The organism is Floccifex sp. (genome assembly GCF_051873495.1).
In the GTDB taxonomy this organism is placed as follows: Bacteria; Bacillota_I; Bacilli_A; order Erysipelotrichales; family Erysipelotrichaceae; genus Floccifex.
Genome location: NZ_JBJEEX010000004.1, coordinates 1 through 3912, shown reverse-complemented (window position 1 = coordinate 3912; position 3912 = coordinate 1). Strand labels below are relative to the sequence as shown.

Genomic DNA, 3912 nt, shown 5'->3' with positions numbered 1-3912 from the left:
TACCTGTGGTTGGTTTATCTCCAACTGAATTAATGCCATGCCCGGCACACAGAAAGAGCCAATCAAACTAAATCTGATTGGCTTTTTGATTCATCGTTTAAATTTATCTAGATCTGCTATCGTTTTATATTTATCTCCTATTTCAGCAAATCGAAGGGCCTCTTCGAAAGTAAATCTATAAATTATATTTACAAATAAGTGAATAAAATCTTCACTATCTTCATACACTCCTTCTCTTATTAGTTCTCGAGCAGTTTCATATACATTTCCAAATAAACAATCTTCTAAATCCACAGCAATACTATTAGTATCTGCATATTTAAATTCAAGAACTTTTGATATTTCCATATTTCTTAGTTCTTTTAATGTTCCAATTTTTTTACTTGGTGGATCATACGAAAATATTTCTTCATCTTCATGGTCTTTAAAATAATATCTAACATACGATGTCATAGAATGTCTAAAATACTCACCAATTTCACGATTATCTTTGTAGTATTTAATTTGCTTCATTTCCTTTAATTCTTTATCAACCGCATCCAATATCCCTTTACTAACCATTTCATATAGTTGCCCTACTTTTTGATCAATTTCTTCTTGTGAATGCGGATCAAAAGAAATACCTATTTTCTTATCTATAAGATTAACCAATTGAGCATAGTCTTTTGAAATCTTTATGATTTTCTTTGATACAATGGATTCCACTATTTTTCCCAATATAAACTCATAAAAACTCATTCTTTTCAATTTTCTTAAACATGCATTTAATCGTTCTCTTTGGATAGATAAATCATCAATCCCATACATTGCCAAAGTCAATGGATTCAAATTCTTCAATTCATCAAAATCAACTCCATCAAAAATAGGCATACATTTTTTAAAGGATTTTTCATATATTCCATTAAAAGTAACCAATGAATCAATTATATCCAATTCAATAGAACCTAAATCGACTAAAGACTCAGGATAAATAAAGCTAGATACTCCATCAATTGGTTTGTTGCGACTTTTTAAAATATCATAATCATGTTCATTCATAAATCAAAACCTCACTTTACTTTATAGGACTGCTTCTTGTATCTTAATTCTATAAACATAATTGACATTATGGATGATGAAAAAGAAAAAAGCTCTGATACACACATCAAAGTGTTTTTCAGAGCTTAATTTTTTTAACGAAACCCCAGTTAACCATGGTAAAAAAGGAGACCACGGTTAATGACCCCGGTGTTGACCCCAATTAAATTTGGTAAAACCCCGCTTAAGTTGTTACCCTTGATTATTTCAATATATTTGAATAGAATTACTTTTTATTAATTCTTTCATTATAAATTTTTTCTTTATCAACAAGATCAGAAATCATGTTTCTTCGTATTTTTACTTGATCATTCATTTCATTTATTTTTTCTAACAAATCATCTGCCTTTGATGCTTGTCTATCAAATAAAAATCCAAATCCATTTACTGAATCAAACATTTTATCTTGAATTCTATCCAATTGTTTATCTAAACTACATATATTTTTTTTCAATTCCTCTATTTCATAATTTAGTATTTCTTTTTCATTTTCACAAAATTCATGTGCTAAATTTTCATATTTTCCTTTTAATTGTTCAAAGTCATCTCGTATTTCAGTTAATTTCACTAAATCATTTGATTCTTCATTTTGATCATATTCATCGCATAATTTTATATATTCATCATTAATAGAACATAATTCCCTAGTACTATCGTGTACTGGCGTATTACCGAAAATTTCTAGAAACAATTCTATTTTTTTTGAGCACATTCTCATATTTATGCAAATATCAAATTTAGTTACAGTAATACTTGCTTTTTCATTTTTCGTATTTTGTACATTTTCATCCTGGAGATTATTTTTCTGTTCTTGTTTTTTCTTATTATCATAATACGTATTTTTCATTTTTTGCGCATTTCTATGACTATTATTCGCTTTATTTTTTGCTGATTGTATTTCACTATTACTTTTATCAGATAGCGTTGTGCCAGCTTTTTTTGCACTATTCTCTGCACTTTTCTCTATTTCTGATACTTTCTTTTGTGCTTCTTTTGCAATTTTTTCGTTGATATCCAAAGAAGCCTCCATCACTTTATCAAAAAAATTTGATTTCATATATTAATCCTTTCCTCAATAACAATTCGGCTATTCATTCATAACTAATGGTAAATCAATATAAATGACATACTTTTCATTTACTATTTCTACTTTATTTACTTTTTTATCTTTGAAAGCATTTACTGCTTTCTTGCTATATGCTTGAGAATACTGATCTTTAACAAAAGGATTCTCAGTTTCTTTTTCACATATGATTTTATCAATTTTGAAATCTTCTTTTTCAAGAACCTCCACACAATCTAATAGTGTATATCCAATTAATGAATCTAAATTCAACATCAACTTATAGCAAGTATTTCCTAACATATCGTCAATAAATTCCTCCTTATTTTTCCATGTTGATTCATAAGGATTATATGTACAATACCAAGGTTGAGCATACACATTTTTTGAAATACTGTCCGCTCTGCAATCATAGCAAGCATACCTTAACTCACAATCCTTACACACATCAATTTTGTCTTTATTCATAAAATAGATTTCTTGGTTTAAAACATCTTTTAACCTTTTCCCATACAAATTACCATGACTAATTCTTCTTTCCATTACACATGGAAAAATATCAAGATTTGCTGATATATAAATTTTTTTTGAAAAACATTTATGATATTTAAGACCATTTATAAACATTGTCGAAAATACTTTATTTTTAAAATTTTGTTCCGTAATCAATTTCTTTTCTAATAATTCTCGATTAAGTAAATTTACCTCAGCTCTTCCACTCATTCGTACAATATCCCTGCTTGGGTTAAGAGTAAATAGATCATCTCTTTTAACTCCTAAAATACAACCATCCATATGAACGGTCGCAATCCTATAGGGTATTCCCTTTTCCTTTAAAATTCTTATTGCGTTTGTGGTTTTATTAAACGAGCCTTTAATTTTTGTTACTGAATCATGAAAATAAGCATTATAAGAATATAATGATAATGCAACTTTTATGTTATTTTCTTTAAAGAAATTTGCCCATTCTTCATTTAATAACGTTCCGTTTGTAAAAACTTCAATATATTCAAATTTATCTTTGGCATATTCAATCATTTTCTTTAAATTATCACCAATCAACAATGGCTCACCACCAATAAATTGTATTTTTGATATTTTATTTTCAAATAATTCATCAAGTATATATTTAGCTGAATCATAATCTAAGCTACTGTTGCATTCACTTGAAGATTCTTCATAACAATGTTTACAATACAAATTACACTTTGTAGTTACTTCAATCCAAGCAAATTCGATATTATTTTTCCCTATTTGTATATTTTCAATTTCTCCATCACTAAATTCTGATTCACTTACATCTACTAGAATTTCTTTTTCAAAACATCTATCAAGGAAACTATCATTTCCACCATAGCATTGATTATCTAAAAGTAAGTTCTTTATTTTATTTGTATCGCTTTTATAAATTTGAAAATATTCCCCAGTATTTAAATTGTATATACAATCCTTTTTTGCACCATAAACGAGATACACATTTTTATTAAAAGATAACATAGTAGCCTCCTCTATACAAAAATAGGAACACTAAGTTCCTATTCTTTCACTATACATACAATGCGTTTAAATCATTATCATACGTTGTAGTATGTATACTATTCAAAAGACCATTAGCAAAATCAATATCAGGTTGACAATCTTGATCACTTGGATAACATACAGGATAACAAGAAGCATCAACCGGTTCACAATCTCCATTTGGATAACATTCAAATATCATTTTCATATAAGTTCCTCCTTTCTTCACAAATTTTGAATAGATAAAAATTTAT

At 27.6% G+C, this 3912-nt stretch carries 4 protein-coding genes; all 4 read right to left on the bottom strand.

All coding sequences use genetic code 11. The annotated features are described in order from the left end of the window. Nucleotides 1-90 precede the first annotated feature (90 nt). The 4 genes from ACI313_RS00170 to ACI313_RS00155 all read right to left on the bottom strand — a co-directional run bounded on the left by ACI313_RS00170 (nt 91) and on the right by ACI313_RS00155 (nt 3866). Nucleotides 91-1038 (bottom strand): hypothetical protein, encoded by a 948-nt coding sequence (locus ACI313_RS00170; protein ID WP_439755008.1) that lies wholly within the window; start codon nt 1036-1038, stop codon nt 91-93. 265 nt (nt 1039-1303) lie between these two features. Beyond that, nucleotides 1304-2134, bottom strand: a complete 831-nt coding sequence (locus ACI313_RS00165; protein WP_320607404.1) for a hypothetical protein — start codon at nt 2132-2134, stop codon at nt 1304-1306. A gap of 30 nt (nt 2135-2164) precedes the next feature. Next, the gene (locus tag ACI313_RS00160; RefSeq protein ID WP_439755007.1) at nt 2165-3637 is read right to left on the bottom strand and encodes a radical SAM protein; all 1473 of its coding nucleotides are present in this window, start codon (nt 3635-3637) and stop codon (nt 2165-2167) included. Nucleotides 3638-3686: 49 nt separating this feature from the next. Next, nucleotides 3687-3866, bottom strand: coding sequence for a hypothetical protein (locus tag ACI313_RS00155; RefSeq protein ID WP_320607401.1), 180 nt, complete (start codon nt 3864-3866; stop codon nt 3687-3689). Nucleotides 3867-3912 lie beyond the last annotated feature (46 nt).